This window comes from Neisseria shayeganii 871 (assembly GCF_000226875.1).
Classification (GTDB): domain Bacteria; phylum Pseudomonadota; class Gammaproteobacteria; order Burkholderiales; family Neisseriaceae; genus Eikenella; species Eikenella shayeganii.
Genome location: NZ_JH164926.1, coordinates 324,039 through 346,139, shown reverse-complemented (window position 1 = coordinate 346,139; position 22,101 = coordinate 324,039). Strand labels below are relative to the sequence as shown.

Below are 22,101 nucleotides of genomic sequence, written 5' to 3'. Positions count from 1 at the left end.
GGATCGGAACCGTCGGTATTATAGCCGAATCGGGCGCAGGCGGTCTTTTTGTCAAACCAGCGGCGGCGGGTTTATAATGGCCGCCCTTTACCCTTACCGTTTTTTAAGGCATACGATGGAAGATTTGCATCAAAGAATCAGCTATTTGGAAGAGTCAATCGACATCCTGCGCACGCAAAACCTGGTATTGGCCACTGCCTTGCGCAGCTTGGTGCGCGCCCTGCCAGCCGATATGGTGCAGGAAGTGGCCGAATCGGTGCGCTTGGGCTTTGATGACGAATTGGCGCGCTTGGAATACGAAGACAGCCCGATGACCGATGTGTTTCACGATGCCGTCCACGCCTTTTTCGGCGAACAACGCTGACCAAATAGGAGAAGCCGATGCCTGCTTTATGCCGTTTGCCCTTTTTCCAAGTCATTGCCGTGGAAGGCGACGATGCCGCCGAGTTTCTGCACGGCCAGCTTTCCAACCACATCACCGATTTGGCCGTGGGCGAAGCCTGTTTCGCTACCTACAACACACCCAAAGCGCGGGTGTTGGCCAATATGTTGGTGTGGCGGCTGGAAAACCGCTTTTTGCTGCTGATGGCGGCGGATTTGGCGGCGGCGGTGGTTAAGCGCCTGCGTATGTTTGTCTTGCGCAGCAAAGTGGTGTTCGATGAAGCTGCCGGCTGGCAGGTGTACGGCCAGAGCGGCATGAGCGGGCCGCAGCCGGCGGCCGATACTTTGAAACTGCCGTTTGCTGAGGCAGAAGGCGTGCTGAGCGGTGTGTTGGCCGGCGGCAACGGCTTGCTGTTGAGTCGGGAAAGCCTGCCGGCGGCCGACACGGCGGCGGCCGAATCGGCTTGGTTTGCCGGGGAAATCCGCGCCGGCCGGCCTTGGATATCGGCCGCCACCAGCGAGGCGGCGGTGGCGCAAATGCTGAACCAACACCGTTTGGGCGGCGTGCATTTCAAAAAAGGCTGCTACCCGGGGCAGGAAATCATTGCCCGGGCGCAATATCGTGGCCAAGTGAAGCGCGGCTTGGCGCAAACCCGCAGCGAATCGGCTGTGGCACCGGGCAACAAAATCGAGGTGGCCGGAGAAGAGGCGGGCATTGTCATCAACAATGCCGCCGATGAAAACGGTTTTATCCAACTTTCGGTCATCAAATTTGCCGCTGCGGGGCAGAGTTTGTCTTGCGAAGGGAAGGCGCTACGCTTGGAAAGGACTTGGTTTGAGGCGGAGGACGAGGCGTCTTAAAGCCCTTGTGATGTGCCGATAAAGCAGAAAGGGGCGGCATGATTCTGTTCAGCCCGATGTGGCAGCATGAGATCGAAAGATTGGGCTGGCGGCGTTGCAGCCCGGCAGGCTATGTGTTGCTCAATGTGTCGGATGGGCTCAGTTGGCTAGCCTTGATACTGTGGATTGCCGGCCTGGCTTGGTTTGACTGGTTTTGGGGCTGGCCGGGTTGGCTGGTTTGGTTGCTCGGCCGTGCCTGCTATGGGGTGTCGATGTGGTTGTGGCTGCGGCGGCATTTTGTGTATGACGCACAGACCTTGAGCGTATCTTGGCAAAACCAACGCGGTGAGCCATGCCGTTACAGTTGGGCGGAGTATTTGCAAGACGAAGCCGTACCGTAGAGCACATAGCCAATACAAACAGGCTACCTGAAAACAGGCCAAGCAGATGAATGCCCAGCCGAAGTTTTCAGGTAGCCTGTTTGCTTGAATGCGGCTTTATTCGCCCATCGCCGCCAATTGCTCGGCCTGATGTTCGGCAATCAGGGCGGCGGTGATTTCGCCCATGTCGCCGTCCATCACAAAATCGAGCTTGTGCAGGGTGAGGTTGATGCGGTGGTCGGTCACGCGGCCTTGCGGGTAGTTGTAGGTGCGGATGCGCTCGCTGCGGTCGCCGCTGCCGATCAGCGATTTGCGCTCGGCCGCTTCTTTGGCCTGCGCTTCGCGTTTTTGGATGTCGTTGAGGCGGGCGGCCAGCACTTTCATGGCCTGGGCTTTGTTGGCGTGCTGGCTGCGGCCGTCCTGGCACTCCACCACCAGGCCGCTGGGCAGGTGGGTGATGCGCACGGCGGAATCGGTTTTGTTGATGTGCTGGCCGCCGGCGCCGGAGGCGCGGAAGGTGTCGATGCGCAAATCGGCGGGATTGAGCTCGATGGTTTCCAATTCGTCGGCTTCTGGCATTACCGCCACGGTGCAGGCCGAGGTATGGATGCGGCCCTGGCTTTCGGTGGCGGGCACGCGCTGCACGCGGTGGCCGCCGCTTTCGAATTTGAGCTGGCTGTAGGCGCCGTGGCCGACGATGCGGGCGATCACTTCTTTATAGCCGCCCAAATCGCTCTCATTGGCCGACACGATTTCCACCTGCCAGCGCTGGCGCTCGGCAAAGCGGGTGTACATGCGCAACAGGTCGCCGGCAAACAGGGCCGCTTCGTCGCCGCCGGTGCCGGCGCGGATTTCGATGAAGATGTTTTTGTCGTCGTCGGCATCCTTGGGCAGCAGCAGTTTTTGCAGCTCGGTGTCGAGTGTGTCGATTTTTGCTTTGGCATCGTCGATTTCTTCGGCGGCAAAGTCTTTCATTTCCGGGTCGGCCAACAGCTCTTCGGCGGCGGCCAAGTCGCTTTGCGCCTGCCGGTATTGGCGGTAGGTGTCCACCACCGGGGTGAGTTCGGCGTGTTCCTGGTTGAGGCGGCGGTAGTGGTCGATGTCGGCGGTGGCTTCGGGCGAGCCCAAGAGGGCGGTCACTTCTTCCAGCCGCTCGGAGAGGGCGTGCAGTTTGTCGAGTAAAGAAGGTTTCATGATGTGGCGGGTGTTCAGGTAGCCTGAAGGCAATAAGCGCGGCGGGTGTTTTGTTTATCGGCATCGGGCTACCTGAAAGCGGCAGCCCGATGAAGGACAGCAGTGTGGAAAGGGTGTTCGGCGCTAGACGCGTTCCACTTGCCGTACCTGCGGTATCGATTGTAGGGCGTGGCTGATTTTTTGCAGTTGCTCGCAGTTTTGCACCTGCAGGGAGAAACGGAATTCGATGAATCCTTCGGTGCCGTCTTGTTTGCGCGACAGGGTATCGACCGATTCGATGTCGGCGCCGTTGGCGGAAATGGTTTGCGCCAAGGAAGCCAGCAGGCCGTGGGTGTCGATGGAAGCCACGCGGATGCCGGCGCGGTATTGCCGTTTTTCCAGTTTGTCCCAATTGGCATCCAGCTGCTGCTCGGGGTCGGTTTTCAAAACATTGGGGCAGTGGTCGCGGTGGATGATCAGACCTTGGTCTTTGATCAACAGGGCTTTGATGCTGTCGCCGGGAATCGGGTGGCAGCACTGGGCGAAACGCACCCGGCCGCTTTCGCTGCCGCTCACGCTGATGGGGGCGATTTTGACTTCACTGCCACCATGTTCGCCGGCCAGGGCGGCAATGTGCATGGCCACGGAAACGGGCAGCAGGCGGCCCATGCCCACTTCGTAGAGGATGTCTTCGAAACTGGTGTTGCGGCTGCTCAGGTCGGCCAGGTATTGGTCTTTGAGTTCTTCCGACAACAGGACGTCTTTGGGCAGCAGGCCGGAGAGGGCCTTTTGCAGCAGGTTTTCGCCCAAAGCCACGGCATCTCGGCGGTCGGTGTGTTTGAGTTGGTTGCGGATGGCGCTGCGCGCGCGGCCGGAAACGACGAAGTTGAGCCACGCCGGATTGGGGCGGGGTTTGTCGGAAGTGATGATTTCCACGCTGTCTCCGGTGCGCAATCGGGTGCGCAGCGGCACCATATTGTGATTCACCTTGGCGCCGACGCAGCGGTGGCCGATGTCGGTGTGCACGGCGTAGGCGAAGTCGATGGGGGTGGCGCCTTCAGGCAGCACGAGGATGCGGCCTTTGGGCGTGAACACATAGACTTCGTTGGGGAATAAATCCACTTTGACATGCTCGAGAAATTCGATGGCATTGTCGCCCTGGGCTTGGAAATCGAGAATGTTCTGCAGCCATTGGTGGGTACGCAGCGTGGCGGCATTGTCGGCGCCGCCGGGGGTTTTGTAGAGCCAATGGCTGGCCACGCCTTCTTCGGCCACTTTGTCCATTTCGCGGGTGCGGATCTGCACTTCGATGGGCAGGCCGAAAGGGCCGACCAGTGTGGTGTGCAGGCTTTGGTAGCCGTTGGCTTTGGGAATGGCTATGTAGTCTTTGAGCTTGCCGGGCTTGGGTTTGTAAAGGCTGTGCAGGGCGCCGAGGGCGGCATAGCAGTCGGGAATGCTGTTCACGATCACCCGGAAGCCGTAAATGTCCATCACCTCGGCAAAATGCAGCTGTTTGTCCTGCATTTTTTTATAGATGCTGTAGAGGTTTTTTTCGCGGCCTTTGATTTGCGCCTCGATGCCGGCTTCATACAGGCGCACATTAAACGCGCTCAACACCTTGCCCACTACGTCGCGGCGGTTGCGGCGGCTGGCCTTGCGGGCTTTTTCCAACACGGAATAGCGGTTGGGGTAGAGGTGCATGAAAGACAAATCCTGCAGCTCGCGGTAAGCATGGTTGAGGCCGATGCGGTTGGCCAGCTGGGCATAGATTTCCATGGTTTCCTGCGCAATGCGGCGGCGGCTTTCGGGCTTTTTCGCATCCAGCGTGCGCATATTGTGCAGGCGGTCGGAAAGCTTGACGATGATGACGCGGATGTCTTTCACCATCGCCATGATGAGCTTGCGGAAACTTTCCGCCTGATGCTGGGCTTGGTCGTTGTACTCCAGCTTTTCCAATTTGGAGAGACCGTCCACCATATCGGCAATGGCGTCGCCGAATTCGGCGGCCAACTGCATTTTGCTGGTGCCGGTGTCTTCCAGCACATCGTGCAGCACGCCGGCGCACAAGCCTTGGATGTCGATCTGCCAGCCGGCGAGCTGGGCGGCTACGGTCATCGGATGTGTAATATAAGGCACGCCGCTGTTGCGGAACTGGCCTTCGTGTGCCTGGATGCCGAAGTCGCAAGCGCGGTTGAGCAGGGCGCGTTCTTCTTCGTTCAGGTAGCCTGCGGCCTGTAACAGCCGCGCGCGCTCCCGCTCAATAATGAGGCTGTACACCTCGTTGATTTGACGACGGCAGAGGGCGAGTTGCTCTTCCGCCGTGGTGCCGCTGCGGGTGTTGAGGTGGGCGATGATTTCGGTACAGACATCGCCGAACAGCGGCTGCAGTTTGTCTAACTCGGCTTGGGTGCCGAGGTCTTCCATGGCGGTTTGGATCAGTACCGCACACAGAGCGTGCACCCGCTGCTCTTCCTTGGCCAAAGCGGTGCACAAGGCAAACGCGCGCGACAACTGCTCGGTTTGGCCCGACTTGGCTGCCGTTTCGAAAACGTAGGCACAGGCGGCCTCGAGCATGGCCCAGCGCTCTTCTTTTTTCAGGTATTGGACGCGGGCGAACAACCCTGTGCGCAGGCTCAGGGTGGCGGTATCGTAATCGGCAGTCGGGGCAATCATGGCGCGGGCAGGTGCAATTTTTTATTTGTTGCGCGAGAGGATTTCTTCGCCGATTTGGCCGGCGGCGATTTCGCGCAGGGCGGTCACGGTGGGTTTGTTGTTGCGGATGTCGTCCACCAGCGGCGCGGTGCCGTTGGCCAGCTGGCGGGCGCGGTAAGCGGCGGCCAGCGTCAGGTTGAAATGGTTGGGGATGCGGGTGATGCAGTCTTCTACGGTAATGCGGGCCATGTGGGTTTCCTTTTGTTAAAACGATTGGGGACGAGGGGGCAGGCTACCTGAAAAGCGGATGGAGGTTTCAGGTAGCCTGCAGTCAGCGGCCTATTGTAAGGCTTATCGGGTTTCTGCCAAGAGACTGTGTAAGGTTTTTTCCTGTGCCGAGCTGAGGAAACGCTTGGCGCGGATGATGTTGAGCAGGGCGGCTTCGGCGTTGTCCAAATCATCGTTCACCACCAAATAATCGAACAGCGGCGCCTGCTCGATTTCGTTGCGGGCCTCGACCAAGCGCTTGGCAATCACTTCCGGCGCATCGGTGCCGCGGCCGCGCAAGCGGGATTCCAGTACGGCAAAAGAGGGCGGGGCAATGAAAATGCTGGCTGCCTGCGGCAAGGCTTGGCGCACTTGTGCGGCGCCTTGAACATCAATCTCTAGAATCACGTCCACCCCTTGTCGGGTCAGCTCTTCCAGCTGGCGCATACTGGTGCCGTAATAATTGTCGTACACGCGGGCATACTCCAAGAAACCGGCATCGCCAATCATGGCCTCAAACTCGGGGATGCTGACAAAATGATAGTGGCGGCCGTTTTCCTCGCCTTCCCGAGGCAGGCGGGTGGTGTGCGACACGGAGGCGCGGATGTCGGGATGTTTTTGCAGTAAGCGGGAAACCAGCGTGGTTTTGCCGGTGCCCGATGCGGCGGAGATGATGAAAATATTGCCAAGCATGATGCGGTTGCAGCCGTATGGGAAAGCCGTATTATCGCATAGCGGCAAAGGCTTTGAAAGTTATGCAAGCCATAGAATGCGGCTATTTCAGGTAGCCTCAAATCGAAAGCGGGGCGCTTTTGCTTTTTGCCGAAACAAGGTAAAATCGCGCTTTCCGAAACAGGCAGCACATCATGACCAAGTTTATTTTTGTAACCGGCGGCGTTGTATCTTCTTTGGGTAAAGGTATCGCCGCCGCTTCCATTGCCGCCATCCTCGAATCGCGCGGCCTGAGCGTGACCATGCTCAAGCTTGATCCCTATATCAACGTCGATCCCGGCACCATGAGCCCCTTCCAGCACGGCGAAGTGTTCGTGACCGAAGACGGCGCTGAAACCGACTTGGACTTGGGCCACTACGAGCGTTTCATCAACGCCACCATGTACAAGCGCAACAACTTCACCAGCGGCCAGGTGTACGAAACCGTGATCGCCAAAGAGCGTCGCGGCGACTACTTGGGCGGCACCGTGCAGGTGATTCCGCACATCACCGACGAAATCAAGCGCAAAGTGCATGAAGGTGCAGCCGGTTATGATGTGGCTATTGTTGAAATCGGCGGCACCGTGGGCGACATCGAATCGCTGCCGTTTTTGGAATCCATCCGCCAGATGCGCAGCCAGCTGGGCCGCAACAACACCCTGTTTGTGCATCTCTCCTATGTGCCTTATATCGCCGCGGCCGGCGAAATCAAAACCAAGCCCACCCAGCATTCGGTCAAAGAGTTGCGCGAAATCGGCATCCAGCCCGACGTGCTGATCTGCCGCATGGACCGCATTCTGCCGGAAGAAGAAAAACGCAAAATCGCCTTATTCTGCAATGTGGAAGAGCGCGCCGTTATCGGCTGCTACGATGCCGACAGTATCTATAAAATCCCCGAAATGCTGCACAATCAAGGCATTGACAACACCATTTGCGAGCAGTTGCAGCTCAATGTGCAGCAGGCCGATTTGACCCCTTGGAAAAAAATCGTCCACGCCATCGAACACCCCAAGCACACCGTGCGCATTGCCATGGTGGGCAAATACGTGGATCTCACCGAATCTTATAAATCGCTCACCGAAGCGCTGAAACACGCCGGCATCCACACCGAAACCGATGTGCAGATTACCTATGTAGACAGCGAAGCCATCGAAACCGACGGTCCCGGCTGCCTGAAAGGCATGGATGCGATTTTGGTGCCCGGCGGCTTCGGCGCTCGCGGTGTGGAAGGAAAAATCGCCGCCGCCCGCTATGCCCGCGAACACAACGTGCCGTATTTGGGCATTTGCCTGGGCATGCAGATTGCGTTGATCGAATTTGCCCGCCATGTGGCCGGTTTGGCCGGTGCCAATTCCACCGAGTTTGACCTGAAAGCCGAGCATCCGGTAGTGGCTTTGATTGACGAATGGCAAACCGCCGACGGCAGCGTGGAAAAACGCGACGAACACGCCAATTTGGGCGGCACCATGCGTTTGGGCGCGCAGGAAGTAGAACTGAAAGCCGACAGCCTGGCGGCTCAAGTGTACGGCAGCACCCGCATCAAGGAGCGCCACCGCCACCGTTACGAAGTGAACAATCATTATGTGCCGCAGTTGGAAGCCGCCGGTTTGGTGGTGGGCGGATTATCGTGCGGTCGCGAACGCTTGGTGGAAACCATCGAATTGCCGGCAGAACAGCACCCGTGGTTCTTTGCCAGCCAGTTCCATCCCGAGTTTACCTCCACGCCGCGCAAAGGCCATCCTTTGTTTACCGCCTTCATCAAAGCGGCGTTGAGCCACAAAGGCTGATGCAGGCTACCTGAAAGTTCAGAGGGAGCCGCCCAAGTAACAACCAGGGCGGTTCCTGTATGAAAACAGCCGTGAATAAATTGCCTCAAAACGCCCTATTCCAACCCAAATAATACTTCCCATAATTACAGTTATGGGAAGTATTTGATTCAATCGAACGGAAATCGCTGTATGCTCACTCCGCAAAACCTGCTGTGGATTGACGGCCCGGCCGGCAAACTGCAAACCATTTATCTGCCGGCCGAAGGCGAAGTGCGCGGCGTGGCGGTGGTCAACCATCCCAATCCGCTGCACGGCGGCACGTTTACCAACAAGGTCATCCAAACCGCGGCCAAAGCCTATGCCAAGCTCGGTTTTCATTGTTATCTGCCGAATTTGCGCGGCGTGGGCGAAAGCGACGGCACCCATGATTACGGCCGCGGCGAAACCGACGACTGTGTGGCGGTGATAGATTTTGCCCGTGCGCAGCACCCCGAAGCCGCCAAATTATTGTTGTCCGGTTTCTCCTTTGGCGGCTATGTGGCCACATTTGCCGCCCAACAGCGCGAGCCGGATGCTTTGGTGCTGCTGGGGCCGGCGGTGGGCATTTATCCCGTAGCGGCGCCTGCCGTGCCGGATGTGGCCAAAACCCTGTTGGTACACGGCGAAACCGATGATGTGGTGCCGCTGCAGAATGCCTTGGATTGGAGCGCGCCGCAGAATCTGCCGCTTACCGTGCTGCCGCAGGCTTCCCATTTTTTCCACGGCAAACTGATTCCCCTGCGCGATACCTTGCTGCGTTTTGTGCCGGCCTTATTGGCCGAATAAAACCTGTTCGCCAGATGACGGTTCCGGCTTTCAGGTAGCCCGAAAGGCTACCTGAAAATCCGCCAACCACCGCAGCAAACTCGGTTACAATAAGGCCCGTTTTCACCCCCTACCCCGCAAAAGGAAAAAACATGTTCTCCAAGAGCGTGACGATTGAGCAATACGATCCCGAACTGGCGGCCGCAATCGCCAAAGAAGTGCAACGCCAGCAAGACCATGTCGAGCTGATTGCTTCCGAAAACTACGTCAGCTGCGCCGTGATGGAAGCGCAAGGCAGCCAGCTGACCAATAAATACGCCGAAGGCTACCCCGCCAAACGCTATTACGGCGGCTGCGAATATGTAGACATCGCCGAGCAACTGGCCATCGACCGCGTGAAAAAACTCTTCGGCGCCGAATACGCCAACGTACAGCCGCACTCCGGCTCGCAAGCCAACCAAGCCGTATACGCTTCGGTGCTGAAACCCGGCGACACCATTCTCGGCATGAGCTTGGCACACGGCGGCCACTTAACTCACGGCGCATCGGTCAACATTTCCGGCAAACTCTATCACGCCATCACTTACGGTTTGGATGAAAACGAAGTGCTGGATTACGCCGAAGTGGAACGCTTGGCTTTGGAACACAAACCGAAAATGATTGTGGCCGGTGCTTCCGCCTACGCCCTGCAAATCGACTGGGCCAAGTTCCGCGAAATCGCCGACAAAGTGGGCGCCTACTTGTTTGTGGACATGGCGCACTACGCAGGCTTGGTGGCCGGGGGCGAATATCCCAATCCCGTGCCTTATGCCGACTTCGTCACCACCACCACTCACAAAACCTTGCGCGGCCCGCGCGGCGGCGTGATTCTGTGCCGCGACAACACGCACGAAAAAGCCCTCAATTCCGCCATTTTCCCGAGCCTGCAAGGCGGCCCGCTGATGCATGTGATTGCCGCTAAAGCCGTGGCTTTCAAAGAAGCATTGGAGCCGGAATTCAAAGCATACGCCAAACAAGTGAAAATCAATGCCGCAGCCATGGCGGAAGAGTTGGTGAAACGCGGTTTGCGCATTATTTCGGGTCGCACCGAAAGCCACGTTTTCTTGGTGGATTTGCGCTCCAAAAACATTACCGGCAAAGCCGCCGAAGAAGCCTTGGGCAAAGCGCACATCACCATCAATAAAAACGCCATTCCGAACGACCCCGAAAAACCGTTTGTCACTTCCGGCATCCGTGTCGGCACCGCAGCGATTACCACCCGCGGTTTCAGCGAAGCCGATGCCCGCGAGTTGGCCAATTTGGTTGCCGACGTGCTGGAGAACCCAGAAGACCAAGCCACGCTGGAGCGTGTGGCCGCCGCGGCCAAAGCCTTGTGCGACAAAAATCCGGTTTACGGTGCCTGATGCCAGACTGATGCCGAGCAGGCTACCTGAAACGCTTTCAGGTAGCCTGTTTTCTATGGTCCGCCATATCCGCTGCCGCTGGCTTTCGGTTATACTGCCGCACGGCAGTTTTGCATTCTTTTTCTCTTCTATTCCATTCGGGTCGAACACCATGCAAGCGCTCCGTCTGCTCTCCCTGCTTGGCCGCTGCTTATGGCTGGCGGCGGTGGCCTTGATGTTTTCCGCTTGTGCCCTGGTGCAATATCAGCCGGTGGAAACCATCAGCCGCATCGACCGCCAGCAGGGCTACCGTTTGAGCCACAACCTGCAGAAACACGATGATGACGTGTTTGTGATTTTGATGTTTTCCGGCGGCGGTTCGCGGGCGGCCGCTTTGGGCTACGGCGTTTTGGAAGAATTGAGCCGCCAGAAAGTGTATGTGAACGGACGCGAAACCACGCTGATGGACAGCGTGGATTTGGTATACGGCGTCTCCGGCGGCTCGGTATTGGCCGCCTATTACGCCATGCACGGCAAAGACACCATTCCGGCTTTCGAGCAGAATTTTCTGAAGCAGAACTTTCAGAAGCAGGTGGTCAGCCAAGTATTTTCGTTGGCCAATCTGCCCCGCCTGACGTCGCCGGAATTCGGCCGCGGCGATCTGCTGCAGGAGCAGTTTGAAAACACCCTGTTCGGCCACACCACTTTCGGCGATTTGGCCGCCCGCCGCAAAGGGCCGTTTGCGGTGATTTCCGCCACCGATATGTCGCTCGGACACCGTTTCGACTTCACCCAAGAATATTTCGACGTGATGTGCCTGAATTTATCCAAGCTGCCGGTGGCGCGCGCCGTGGCCGCGTCCAGCGCCGTGCCCTTGGTGTTCAGCCCGCTCACGCTCAACAACCACGGCGGCAACTGCGGCTATACTCTGCCGCCGAATATGCGCCAAGCCTTGGCCGACAGCGACGAAGAACGGCTGCAAAGCCAAACCCGCCGCGAGTTTACCGTCCAACACCTGAACCAATACGGCGACAGCCGCAAACGCCCGTACATCCACCTGATCGACGGCGGCCTTACCGACAACCTCGGCCTGCGCAGCCTGCTGGATGCCTCCGAAATCTATCCCGAAAACATGCTGCGCCGCCAGTTTGCCAACGGCAAGGTGCACACCATCGCCATCATCAATGTGAATGCGCAAAACCAGCTCAGCAGCAACATCGACCAATCGGCTGCCGTTCCGGGCTTTGTGGACGTATTGAATGCCGTGATCAACGTGCCGATCGACCAATATTCCCAAGAATCGCTGCGCCGCTTCCGCGCCGTGGCCGACCAATGGAACGAGAGCGACATCCGCACGCCGGCCGGCCGCAAAATCGGCATGCATTTTGTCAGCCTCAATCTGCGCGACCTGCCCGATACGCCGCTGCGCCACGCCGTGCTCAATATTTCCACCAGCTTCCAGCTGCCGAATCAAGACGTCAACAACCTGAAAACCGCCGCCGGCGTGCTGTTGCAGCAGTCGCCCGAATACGCCAGACTGCTCGAAGCCCTGTCGGCCAAGCCCGCAGTGGGACCGGCCATTCCCGTGCCCGCTCCCGCAGCCTGCCATGAAGAAAACGGCGAAGACGAACCCGTTACCGTTTGCCGCTAAACGCTTTTCAGGTAGCCTGAGGCCAATCCAGACAATAAACACAAGACCACCACACCATCGAGGAGAAAACCATGTCCGCAGACAACCCTTTCGCCGCCTGGCAGCAACTCTGGCAAAACAGCAGCGCCACCGCCCTGCCCTTTATGCCGCCGGTTTCGGCGGAAGAGGCCGCCCGCAAAATCGCCGAGCTGGATTACATCGAAACCTGGCTGCAGTTCCAATTACAGGCGGTACAAAGCCAAAAAGCCCTGCTGAACCAGCAAAAAGCCTTTTTTGAGACCATGCAGCAGATGACGGGCGGGGGCAGCGAATCAACAAAATAACGGCCGCCATCAGGCTACCTGAAAGCCGGAAGCCCGCCGTTGCGGGCGGTTTTCCGCCCTCTCGGCCGAGGGCAAACTCTGCTACAATACGCGCCTTAAAAAATTCAGCTCTTAATAAAGAAACTCATGGAAGCCGAACGCATCAACCAACTCAACAACACCCTCGACGACCTCGAAAAGCGCAGCGGAGAAATCCGCGTTTACTTGGATTACGACGGCAAGAAAGACCGCTTGGAAGAAGTGATCGGCTTGTCTGAAGACCCGGAGTTGTGGAACGACCCGAAAAAAGCCCAGGAAATCGGCAAAGAGCGCAAAGTGCTGGAAGGCATCGTGCTCACGCTCGACACCATTGCCGGCGGCATCGAAGACAACCGCCTGCTGATCGAAATGACGGTGGAAGAAGGCGATGCCGACGGCTTTGCCGCTTTGGAAGCCGATGTGGCCGGCTTGGAGGCCCAAATGGCTGAGTTGGAATTCAAGCGTATGTTCAACCAGCCCGCCGACGTCAACAACTGCTTCATCGACATTACCGCCGGTGCCGGCGGCACCGAAGCGGAAGACTGGGCCGGCATGCTGTTGCGCATGTACACCCGCTACGGCGAGCGCAAAGGTTTCAAAGTGGAGGTGCTGGAGGAAGACGAGGGCGAGATTGCCGGCATCAACCGCGCCACCATCAAGCTCGACGGCGAATACGCCTACGGCCTGTTGCGCACCGAAACCGGCATCCACCGCCTGGTGCGCTATTCGCCGTTTGATTCCAACAACAAACGCCACACCTCGTTTGCCTCGGTGTTTGTTTACCCCGAAGTGGACGACAGCATCGAAATCGAGATCAACCCCGCCGATTTGCGCATCGATACCTACCGCGCTTCCGGCGCCGGCGGCCAGCACATCAACAAAACCGATTCCGCCGTGCGCATCACCCACGAGCCCACCGGCATTGTGGTGCAGTGCCAAAACGACCGCTCCCAGCACGCCAACAAAGCCGCGGCCATGGACATGCTGAAATCCAAACTGTTCGAATTGGAAATGCGCAAGCGCAACGAAGAAAAACAGGCGCTGGAAGACGGCAAATCCGAAGTGGGCTGGGGCCACCAAATCCGCTCCTATGTGCTCGATTCCTCGCGCATCAAAGACTTGCGCACCGGTTACGAAATGGGCAACACCAAGGCCGTGCTCGACGGCGATTTGGACGGCTTCATCGAAGCCAGCCTGAAACAGGGTGTGTAATCCGCCGCATCGCCGAAGGCTACCTGAAACCGTTTTCAGGTAGCCTTCTCTCACTCCCCTACCCTTTCTCTATACGTTCCTAATGACTACCCTGCTGAACCGCCGCACCCTGCTGGCCGAAGTGATGCTGCTCAACATCGCCATTGCCTGGGGCTTGGGCTTTCCCTTGATGAAAGACGCCATGGCCCAGCACGGCATGTGGACGCTGTTGTGGCTGCGTTTTACCTTGGCCGCCCTGCTGGTCTTGCCGTTTGCCCTGCGCCGGCCGCGCGAGCTGACAGGCGGCACCCTGTTTACCGGCAGCGTGTTGGGCGCTTTGCTGTTTCTCACCTTCGCCTTTCTCATCGGCGGCCTGCAATACACCAGCGCCGCCAACACCGGCTTCGTGGCCGGGCTGACCATGCTGTTTGTGCCTGTGTTGGAACGCATGGTGTGGCGCAAACCGATGTCGGCCGGCGTGAAATGGTCGGTACTGCTCGGCCTGGCCGGTTTGGCCGTGCTTTCCCAACTCAGCTTCGAGGGCGTGGCACTCGGTGATATGTTGGTGTTGGTGGGCGCCGTATTCAGCGCCCTGCAGATCATCGCCGCCGATAGGCTCACCCTGCGCCACAACGCCGAATGGCTGACGGTGATCCAACTGGCCGCCGCCGCCCTGCTGTTTGCCGCACTCTGCCTGCCGAGCGGGCAGCCGCTGTGGCCGCAAAACTGGGATTTCAGCCTGTGGCGCGCCCTGCTGCTGACGGCGGGTTTTGCCACCGCCTTTGCCTTCTGGGTGCAGATGCGTTTTCAAAACCAAACCACACCGCAGCGGGCGGCACTGATTTTCAATCTGGAACCGCTCTTTTCCGCCCTGTTTGCCTGGTGGCTGCTGAACGAACACATCGGTAGCCATGTCTGGCTCGGCGGTTTACTGATTGTGGCCGCCATGACGGTAGCCGTGATTTGGCCCTTACCGAAACGTGTCGTGTGAACACCCCTGCAGAAAGAAACATCCGCGGCCGGTCTGCGCATTTTAACGTTCAGGCTACCTGAAGCGGTTTTCAGGTAGCCTGAGACCTTTGCAAAACCCCCAGATGTGGATGCAGTACAAGGCGTAGCAGCGCAGCGAGGCGAACGAAGGAGTCCCTGCGGGACAGACATATCATCTAGATAGGCAAGCGAGCGAGCAGTACCCATAGGGCATAAACGCACAACGCAGAAATGTGCCGCACGAGAATCTTGCATATGTTAAGTAAAAGGGCTTAGGTAGCTGGTGGGCAACAATATGGCATGGCTTATCGATTCTTAAGCCTTACCAGCCTGCTCCGTTTTTTCCACCAAGGGCCGCTCCACCAGGCAAATGCTGGTGTCGTCCGGATCTTTCTTAATATTGAAGCCCAGCTTGCGGGTAAGCTTCTGCATACCGGTGTTGGCGGTCAGGATTTCGCCGCGCATGGTTTTCAGGCCTTGATGGCGGGCCGCATCAAACAGCAAATTCATCATGATCACGCCGATGCCGTGGCCCTGCCACTGGTCGGAAACCGAAATGCCGAATTCGCAAGTGGTCATATCCGGGTCGGTAATATAGCGGGCAATCGACAAAATTTCCTCATGACCGTCCGGGTGCCGCTTGAGCATGACCAAAGCCATTTCGCGGTCGTAATCGAGTTGGGTAAAACGCACCAAAACGTTTTGCGACAACTGCTTGATGCTGGACATAAAGCGGTTGTAGCGGCTTTCGTCCGACAATCCGCGCACAAAGGCCTGCACCATATCGGCATCTTCCGGCCGCAGCGGCCGCACGAACACGGCGGTACCGTCTTTCAATGTGGTCTCGGTTTCCAAGAAATGCGGGTACGGCATGATGGCCATGTGGCCGTAGCGGGCGACGGGGGCTTCCTGCTGGCGCAACACCATCCGCGCATCCAGCACCATGATGCCTTCCGGCCCCACAATAATCGGATCAATTTCGATTTCGGCAATTTCCGGCAGCTCGCACACGATTTCCGACACACGCAGTAGGAGGTGCCGCAGCGCCAAATCGTCGATCGGCGGCATATTGCGGTAGCTGCCGAAGGTTTTGCCCACTTCGGCACGGGCAAACATATCACTGATCAGGGTGTCGTTCAGCGGCGGCAGCGATACTGCCAGCTTGCCTTGTATGTCGGCGCTGTCTCCGCCTGCGCCCAAGGTCAGAATCGGGCCGAATACCGCATCGTTGGCCACGCTCACCGATACCTCGCGCCCGTGTTTGGCGGCATACATCGGCTGCACGGTGAGGCCGTTGATGCGGATTTTCGGCTCCACCGCCTCGGCATTGGCCAAGACTTGGCGGTAAGCCGCCACCAGTTCTTCGCGGTTGGCGAGATTCAGACGCACGCCGTCGATATCGGATTTGTAAAACAAATCGGGCGAATCGATTTTCAGCACCACCGGATAACCCATCTCCTCCGCAATTTCGCAGGCCATTTCTTCATTGAGCGCCAAGCGTGTCGGATTGGTGTGGATGCCGAATAAACCGAGCAGCTGCTTGGAAATGTGTTCGGGCGCGATGTGTTGGCCGCTCTTGGCTACCCAGTCGAGCAAACGGTGTGCGGCGGGGAGATCGGGCCGCAAATGCGTGTCGTTCAAAGGCGGCGGGGTTTGCAGCAACAGACGCTGGTTGTGGTTGTAGTCGGCCAGTTTGCGGAACACCGCCATGGCCTGCTCGGGGCTGCTGAAATGCACCCGTTTGGACTGGACAAACAAATCCCGGCTGCTCTGCACCTTGGTGCCGCCCAGCCAAGACAGCAAAATCGGCTTCTGCGTTTCGCTTTGCAGCTGAATCATCATCTTGGCGGTGGTCAGGTGGTCGGTACCGTTTTGCGGCGAGAACAACACCAGCACGGCATCGGTGTTTTCGTCTTCCAAGCACAGCTTCACCGCCGTGCGAAAACGCATCGGGCCGGCATCGCCCAAAATATCCACCGGATTGGTCTGCGGCCAGTTTTCAGGTAGCCCGGCCGCCAGGGCAGCCAAGGTACGCTCGCCCAATTGCGCCAAGGGCACACCGGCATCGGCTGCCGTATCTGCGGCGAGCAGGCCCAAGCCGACGCCGTTGCACACCACCGCCAGACGGTCGCCGCTGCTGCGGTAATTGGCCGCCAATACGCGCACCGCGGTAAACATTTCCGACATGGTCCTTACCTGCAGCACGCCCGCCCGCGCCAAAGCGCTGTCGAATACATGACCGGCGCTCAAACGGCGGCTGGCCAGGGTGTAGCCGGCCAAATGACCGTTGGCATTGCCCGATTTGATCACCACCACCGGCTTGGAACGGGCGGCAGAGCGCAAAGCGCTCATGAAGTGGCGGCCGTTGCCGGCATGGTGGATATGCAGCAAAATCGCCTGCGTGCTGCGGTCGTTGACCAAATAATCGAGAATCTCGCCGAAATCCACGTCCCAAGTGTATTCGCCCAGAGAGAGCACGGTAGAGAAGCCGATGTCGCGGCTCTCCGCCCAATCCAACATGGCGCTGCACAAAGCGCTGGACTGGCTGACCAGGGCCAGATTGCCCGCCTTCACCGTGCCGTTGTGGATGCCCGCATTCAAGCCGACGGCCGGCCGCATCATGCCCAAAAAGCTCGGCCCCAGTACGCGCACGCCCAATTTCTTTGCCGTTTTCACCGCTTTTTCCAGCAGCTTGCGGTCTTTGGCCGTGGTTTGGTTATGGGTTTTCAACAACACGGCGAATTTGATTTTGCTTTTTGCACAATCTTTGAAAATGGCTTCCAGCGAAGAAATCCGCGTCAATACAATCGCCACGTCCACCGGGTCGGGAATCTCGCTCAGGTGCGCATAAGCCTTCAAACCGCCCACCATGCCATGGCGGATATTGACCGGCGTGATTTTGCCTTTGAAGCCGCCGGCCAACAGATTGCCGAGCAGAATCTGGCCCGCGCTGCCCGAGGTATCGCTGGCGCCCACCACCGCCACATGCGACGGCGCAAACAAAGGATGCAGGTAATGCGGCTTCATCAGGAATACTCCTTCACATAGAAATCGGCTGAACAGACGACAAATTCTAACGGAAAACACCGGCCTGCGCATTGATGTAACGCAGCGTTTTGCTGTGCCAGCTGTTACTCAAACTGCCCCGATTTACCGTTGAATGGCTTAGTTTCCACACCTACAACCCAAACAACCACCAAGGGCTAGCTGAAAATATGGAATGATGTTGATTTTGAATAAAGTATCTTCATTCTTTCCGTATTGTACTCAAGATATTAAGCAATAAATAACCGACCATCCGTTTTCAGTTAGTCCGTCTTAACAAAAATTTTTTCTTTATCTTTTCGGCAAAACAAATGCTTACTCCCAAACCCCTCCGCACTTGCTCCGAATAAGCCGCCGAAAAGCTGCAACTGTGCCCGTATTGGCGTATCATAGCGGGAGTTTTTACCCAGAAAGAAGCCAACCGATGAAGCAGATTTTCTTGGATTTCGAACAGCCGATTGCCGAGCTGGTACAGAAAATCGACGAATTGCGCTTTGTGCAAAACGACTCCGTGCTGGATATTTCCGAAGAAATCGCCCGCTTGCAGAAAAAGAGCAACGAACTCACCAAAAACATCTTCGCCAAGCTCACCCCTGTTCAGGTGATGCAGATCTCCCGCCACCCCCAACGCCCCTACACCCTAGACTACATCGATGCGCTGTGCACAGACTTCGAAGAGCTCTACGGCGACCGCCATTACGCCGACGACCATGCCATCGTGGGCGGTTTGGCCAAATTTGAAGGACAAAGCGTGGTGGTCATCGGCCATCAGAAAGGCCGCGACACCAAAGAAAAAATCCGCCGCAATTTCGGCATGCCGCGCCCCGAAGGCTACCGCAAAGCTTTGCGTCTGATGAAAACCGCAGAAAAATTCGGCCTGCCCGTTTTAACCTTTATCGACACCCCAGGCGCTTACCCTGGCATCGGTGCCGAAGAACGGGGCCAATCCGAAGCCATCGGCCGCAACCTCTACGAGCTGACCCGCCTTCGCGTGCCGGTGATCTGCACCGTCATCGGCGAAGGCGGCAGCGGCGGTGCACTGGCGATTGCGGTGGGCGATGCGGTGAATATGCTGCAATACGCCACTTACTCCGTGATTTCCCCAGAAGGCTGCGCCTCCATTTTGTGGAAAACCGCCGAAAAAGCCTCCGAAGCCGCCCAAGCCCTGGGCATCACTGCCAAACGCCTGCTGGATTTGGGCCTAATCGACCGCATCATCGACGAACCTTTGGGCGGCGCCCACCGCGACCACGCAGCGGTAATGGAAAACGTGCGCCGCGTCATCAGCGAGCAGCTGGCCGAATGTGCCGCCCAAAGCACAGACGCCCTATTGGCCAAACGTTTCGACCGCATCATGGCTTATGGCCAATTCAGCGAAAAATAAACTGGCTGCCTCCGTGGCACAACAATGGCCGGCTGCCGCAGCCGGCCGTTTTTCCGTGGAAGCGGCGCTCAGCGGCGGCCTCGATTCGGTGGTTTTGCTGCACATCCTGCACAGCCTGCGCAGCACCCTGCCGCTGGAGCTGAGCGCGGTTCACGTCCACCATGGCCTGAGCGCCTTAGCCGACGATTGGGTGGCATTTTGCCGGCAGTTGTGCGCCCGATGGCAGATTCCGCTGCGCGTGGAATACGTTCAGGTAGCCTCTGCCGGCTTAGGCTGGGAAGCCGCCGCCCGTGCCGAACGCTACCGCTGTTTTTCTGCCAGTTCGGCCCGCATCATTGCCCTGGGCCATCACGCCGACGATCAAATCGAAACCTTTATGCTGGCCGCCCTGCGCGGCGGCGGGCTGCGCGCTTTATCCGCCATGCCCGCGCAAAGGGATTTGAGCAGCGAGATCCGCTTATGGCGTCCCCTACTGGCTTTTTCCCGCCAAGAGCTGGAAGCTTATGCCCGCGAACACGGCTTGAGCTGGATCGAAGACGACAGCAACCAAGACACCGCCCTGTTGCGCAACTGGCTGCGTTTGGAAGGCCTGCCGCCTTGGCGCCAGCGCGTGCCCCATTTCGCCCGACAACTGGCCGCCTCAGTCGCCCAGCTTCAGCGCGATTTGGCTTTGCTGGAAGAATATGCCGCTGCCGATTGGGCCGCCGTTCATGATGCCGCAGGCCGCTTCCATGTTTCCCGATGGCGCGCCCTCAGCCCCTTGCGCCGCAAGCAGCAGCTGTACGCCTTTGCCCGTAAGCTCCAACTCGGTACGCCCACCGCCGCTTCCGTGGCCGACTTCGCCGCCACTTTGGCTGCCCCCGCCACGCAACAAGCCGAATGGCCGCTGCCGCAAGGCCGTGCGGTGTATTACGGCGACTGCCTCTATTCGGCCGAGGCTGCCGTCCAAACCATCCGGCAGCTGCTTTCAGGTAGCCTCACGCCTGAGTGGCAAACCGCAGCATACGGCCTGCCCGAAGCAATCATCCGCCACGGGCACTGGCGGCCGGTATCGGCGCAAGACCGCCTGCCTTTGCGCGGCGGCGGCCACAAAAGTGTGCGCCGTCTGCTGCAGGAGCGCCGCGTACCGCCTTTTCTGCGTCCGCTGTGGCCGGTGTGGTCGGATGACAAAAACCGCTGCCTGGCCGTGGCCCAACTGGCCGTTTCCCCCGAAGCGGCCGTAGCTGGCGGTTACGTTTGCCGCATTCCAGAACTGTCGGCCCTGCTGCCGGACGCTCCTGATTCCGTTTGAATCCGAACAGTTAAAAAATATATATTTAATAGAATCTTAAATTCGATTTAGAGCAAAATTTAGTAATATTTATTCGATTTTTGTTGCTCGATTTCAGCCCCAAATGCTTGTATCCGCCGCTGATTATCCCTATAGTGCCAGCCACTGCCCCAGCCTGCTCCGCACACGGCGGACAGCATCCCTCTCCGGCAGACCGCCTTCCTCATGAATACCAAACACTACACAGGAGTACCGCTATGAGAAATCCCAAACAATGGCTGCTTGCCGCCGCCCTCACCTGCCTCACCGCCGTTGCCGGTGCAGAAGGCATTGTCGGCCAATGGCGTACCGTGGACGATGAAACCGGCAAACCCAAAGCCGTGATCCGCATCAGCGAAAACAACGGTGTTTACAACGGCACCATCGTACAACTGATGCCCGGCGTCGAAAACCGCTGCCCCGGCTGCAGCGGCGACAAAGCCAATGCCCCGCTGGTCGGCATGACCGTGCTCACCGGCCTGAAAGAAGAAGACGGCAAATACGTGGGCGGCCGCATTTTTGATCCGAAAAGCGGCAATACCTACCGCGCCAAAGCCGAACTGGCCGACGGTGGCAATGCGCTGAAAGTGCGAGGTTATATGGGCGTATCCGCCTTGGGCCGTACCCAAACCTGGCAGCGTGTGCGCTAAATCAAACGCTGTCTGCCCATTCAGGCTCCGCTGCGGCGGGGCCTGAATGCCGTTCGGGCTACCTGAAAACCCACACAACCCCGTCTGCCTGAAAAATTCCCCCCGTTCGGTTATCATAACGCCCTCTTCCGCCCATTCTGTCTCCGCCATGCTGCACACCGACTCCCTCACCGCCACCGCTCCAGAACGGCTGATTACCACCAAAAAGATGTCTGCCCAAGAAGAGCTGCTGGAACGCGCTTTGCGGCCGAAAACCCTGTCCGACTACATCGGCCAGGCCAAAGCCAAAGAGCAGCTGGGCATTTTTATTGCCGCCGCCAAACAGCGCGGCGAGGCTTTGGACCACACTCTGCTGTTCGGCCCGCCCGGCTTGGGCAAAACCACGCTTGCCCACATCATTGCACGCGAATTGGGCGTCAATCTGCGCCAAACCAGCGGCCCCGTACTGGAGCGGGCCGGTGATCTGGCCGCCCTGCTCACCAATCTGGAGCCACATGATGTGCTGTTTATCGACGAAATCCACCGCCTCAGCCCGGTGGTGGAGGAAATCCTCTATCCCGCTTTGGAAGACTACCAGCTCGACATCATGATCGGCGAAGGGCCGGCCGCCCGTTCGGTAAAAATCGACCTACCGCCGTTTACCTTGGTCGGCGCCACCACCCGCGCCGGTATGCTCACCAATCCGCTGCGCGACCGTTTCGGCATCGTTTCCCGCCTGGAGTTTTACGAAAGCAGCGATTTGGCCACCATCGTGTCGCGTTCGGCGGCTTTGCTGCAGATGACGATTGAAGAAGACGGCGCATTTGAAATTGCCAAACGCAGCCGCGGCACCCCGCGCATCGCCAACCGCCTGCTACGCCGTGTGCGCGACTATGCCGAAGTGAAAAGCAGCGGCCGCGTAGATGCCGCCACCGCCGATGCGGCTTTGCAGATGCTGGATGTGGATGGAGAAGGCTTGGACGTGATGGACAGAAAATTTCTGGAAGCCGTGCTGCAAAAATTCGGCGGCGGCCCGGTGGGGCTGGACAATATAGCCGCCGCCATCGGCGAGAGCACGGATACCATTGAAGACGTGATCGAACCGTATCTGATCCAACAGGGTTTTCTGCAGCGCACTCCGCGCGGGCGCGTGGCCACCGAGCGCAGTTATCTGCATTTCGGTTTGGAAAAATAAAATCGGG

The 22,101-nt window shown here is 58.3% G+C and carries 19 protein-coding genes and 1 pseudogene; 14 read left to right on the top strand and 6 right to left on the bottom strand.

The window, feature by feature from the left end:
• Positions 1–115: 115 nt before the first annotated feature.
• The 3 genes from HMPREF9371_RS01535 to HMPREF9371_RS01525 are packed head-to-tail and all read left to right on the top strand — an operon-like array spanning position 116 to position 1,622.
• Positions 116–364 (top strand): NGO1151 family protein, encoded by a 249-nt coding sequence (locus HMPREF9371_RS01535; RefSeq protein ID WP_040659928.1) that lies wholly within the window; start codon positions 116–118, stop codon positions 362–364.
• Positions 365–381: 17 nt separating this feature from the next.
• Complete coding sequence (gene ygfZ / locus HMPREF9371_RS01530) at positions 382–1,242, top strand: CAF17-like 4Fe-4S cluster assembly/insertion protein YgfZ (protein ID WP_009118055.1); 861 nt, start codon at positions 382–384, stop codon at positions 1,240–1,242.
• Between the two features lie 38 nt (positions 1,243–1,280).
• A complete protein-coding gene (locus HMPREF9371_RS01525) occupies positions 1,281–1,622 on the top strand; it encodes a hypothetical protein (RefSeq protein WP_009118054.1) in 342 nt (113 codons plus the stop codon).
• A 96-nt stretch (positions 1,623–1,718) separates the two neighbouring features.
• Here the strand turns inward: HMPREF9371_RS01525 and prfA are convergent, their stop codons facing one another.
• The 4 genes from prfA to gmk form a co-directional block, all read right to left on the bottom strand.
• Positions 1,719–2,795 carry a peptide chain release factor 1 gene (gene prfA, locus HMPREF9371_RS01520; RefSeq protein ID WP_040660612.1) on the bottom strand — a complete coding sequence of 359 codons (1,077 nt, stop codon included), beginning with the start codon at positions 2,793–2,795 and terminating at the stop codon, positions 1,719–1,721.
• Between the two features lie 123 nt (positions 2,796–2,918).
• Positions 2,919–5,447, bottom strand: a complete 2,529-nt coding sequence (locus tag HMPREF9371_RS01515) for a RelA/SpoT family protein (protein WP_009118052.1) — start codon at positions 5,445–5,447, stop codon at positions 2,919–2,921.
• Between the two features lie 21 nt (positions 5,448–5,468).
• On the bottom strand, positions 5,469–5,675 hold the full coding sequence (gene rpoZ / locus HMPREF9371_RS01510; protein WP_009118051.1) for a DNA-directed RNA polymerase subunit omega: 207 nt from the start codon (positions 5,673–5,675) through the stop codon (positions 5,469–5,471).
• A 102-nt stretch (positions 5,676–5,777) separates the two neighbouring features.
• The gene (gene gmk, locus HMPREF9371_RS01505) at positions 5,778–6,386 is read right to left on the bottom strand and encodes a guanylate kinase (protein WP_009118050.1); all 609 of its coding nucleotides are present in this window, start codon (positions 6,384–6,386) and stop codon (positions 5,778–5,780) included.
• A 173-nt stretch (positions 6,387–6,559) separates the two neighbouring features.
• Between gmk and HMPREF9371_RS01500 the strand changes: the two genes are divergently transcribed.
• The 7 genes from HMPREF9371_RS01500 to HMPREF9371_RS01470 all read left to right on the top strand — a co-directional run bounded on the left by HMPREF9371_RS01500 (position 6,560) and on the right by HMPREF9371_RS01470 (position 14,533).
• A complete protein-coding gene (locus tag HMPREF9371_RS01500; RefSeq protein WP_009118049.1) occupies positions 6,560–8,191 on the top strand; it encodes a CTP synthase in 1,632 nt (543 codons plus the stop codon).
• Positions 8,192–8,362: 171 nt separating this feature from the next.
• Positions 8,363–8,998: an alpha/beta hydrolase gene (locus tag HMPREF9371_RS01495; protein ID WP_009118048.1), complete on the top strand. Its 636-nt coding sequence runs from the start codon at positions 8,363–8,365 to the stop codon at positions 8,996–8,998.
• Positions 8,999–9,129: 131 nt separating this feature from the next.
• On the top strand, positions 9,130–10,380 hold the full coding sequence (gene glyA, locus HMPREF9371_RS01490; RefSeq protein WP_009118047.1) for a serine hydroxymethyltransferase: 1,251 nt from the start codon (positions 9,130–9,132) through the stop codon (positions 10,378–10,380).
• A gap of 151 nt (positions 10,381–10,531) precedes the next feature.
• Positions 10,532–12,010, top strand: a complete 1,479-nt coding sequence (locus HMPREF9371_RS01485) for a patatin-like phospholipase family protein (RefSeq protein WP_009118046.1) — start codon at positions 10,532–10,534, stop codon at positions 12,008–12,010.
• 71 nt (positions 12,011–12,081) lie between these two features.
• Positions 12,082–12,333: a PhaM family polyhydroxyalkanoate granule multifunctional regulatory protein gene (locus HMPREF9371_RS01480; protein WP_009118045.1), complete on the top strand. Its 252-nt coding sequence runs from the start codon at positions 12,082–12,084 to the stop codon at positions 12,331–12,333.
• 126 nt (positions 12,334–12,459) lie between these two features.
• Complete coding sequence (gene prfB, locus HMPREF9371_RS01475; RefSeq protein ID WP_009118044.1) at positions 12,460–13,563, top strand: peptide chain release factor 2; 1,104 nt, start codon at positions 12,460–12,462, stop codon at positions 13,561–13,563.
• A gap of 82 nt (positions 13,564–13,645) precedes the next feature.
• Positions 13,646–14,533 (top strand): DMT family transporter, encoded by an 888-nt coding sequence (locus HMPREF9371_RS01470; RefSeq protein WP_009118043.1) that lies wholly within the window; start codon positions 13,646–13,648, stop codon positions 14,531–14,533.
• Positions 14,534–14,603: 70 nt separating this feature from the next.
• On the opposite strand, the pseudogene HMPREF9371_RS13990 reads toward HMPREF9371_RS01470, so the two are convergent.
• Both HMPREF9371_RS13990 and HMPREF9371_RS01465 read right to left on the bottom strand, forming a co-directional pair.
• Positions 14,604–14,787 (bottom strand): annotated as a pseudogene (locus HMPREF9371_RS13990) (hypothetical protein).
• 60 nt (positions 14,788–14,847) lie between these two features.
• Positions 14,848–17,559, bottom strand: coding sequence for a bifunctional acetate--CoA ligase family protein/GNAT family N-acetyltransferase (locus tag HMPREF9371_RS01465; RefSeq protein WP_009118042.1), 2,712 nt, complete (start codon positions 17,557–17,559; stop codon positions 14,848–14,850).
• A 442-nt stretch (positions 17,560–18,001) separates the two neighbouring features.
• Here HMPREF9371_RS01465 and HMPREF9371_RS01460 point away from each other — a divergent pair, with 442 nt between their 5' ends.
• The 4 genes from HMPREF9371_RS01460 to ruvB all read left to right on the top strand — a co-directional run bounded on the left by HMPREF9371_RS01460 (position 18,002) and on the right by ruvB (position 22,094).
• A complete protein-coding gene (locus HMPREF9371_RS01460) occupies positions 18,002–18,961 on the top strand; it encodes an acetyl-CoA carboxylase carboxyltransferase subunit alpha (RefSeq protein ID WP_009118041.1) in 960 nt (319 codons plus the stop codon).
• Positions 18,962–18,974: 13 nt separating this feature from the next.
• Positions 18,975–20,252: a tRNA lysidine(34) synthetase TilS gene (gene tilS / locus HMPREF9371_RS01455; protein WP_232203062.1), complete on the top strand. Its 1,278-nt coding sequence runs from the start codon at positions 18,975–18,977 to the stop codon at positions 20,250–20,252.
• A gap of 236 nt (positions 20,253–20,488) precedes the next feature.
• Positions 20,489–20,920 (top strand): DUF2147 domain-containing protein, encoded by a 432-nt coding sequence (locus HMPREF9371_RS01450; RefSeq protein WP_009118038.1) that lies wholly within the window; start codon positions 20,489–20,491, stop codon positions 20,918–20,920.
• A gap of 148 nt (positions 20,921–21,068) precedes the next feature.
• A complete protein-coding gene (gene ruvB, locus HMPREF9371_RS01445) occupies positions 21,069–22,094 on the top strand; it encodes a Holliday junction branch migration DNA helicase RuvB (RefSeq protein WP_009118037.1) in 1,026 nt (341 codons plus the stop codon).
• The last annotated feature ends 7 nt before the right edge of the window (positions 22,095–22,101 follow it).